The following is a 304-nucleotide window of genomic DNA, read 5'->3' on the forward strand; positions in this document are numbered from 1 at the left end:
AAAACGAAGAACGACACAAGTTTATGGGGCTATAGCTCAGCTGGGAGAGCGCCTGATTTGCATTCAGGAGGTCAGCAGTTCGATCCTGCTTAGCTCCACCATCTACTTGACACTGAGCTTGCATAAGCGAAGTACTGAAGGCTTGTAGCTCAGCTGGTTAGAGCGCACCCCTGATAAGGGTGAGGTCGGCAGTTCAAGTCTGCCCAAGCCTACCATTTCCTTGCTTTAAGAAAGGAAGGTGACAAAGGTAGAAAACGTGTCACGTTGGACCCGAAATCCTAATGAATATTTACTGTTTCAGTAA

The 304-nt window shown here is 47.4% G+C and carries 2 tRNA genes; both read left to right on the top strand.

What is annotated here, in order from left to right:
- Positions 1–25 precede the first annotated feature (25 nt).
- Positions 26–101, top strand: a tRNA-Ala gene (locus ACFI6L_RS20335).
- Positions 102–138: 37 nt separating this feature from the next.
- Positions 139–215: transfer RNA gene (locus ACFI6L_RS20340), tRNA-Ile, on the top strand.
- The last annotated feature ends 89 nt before the right edge of the window (positions 216–304 follow it).

The organism is Alteromonas sp. G4i35, assembly GCF_054960375.1.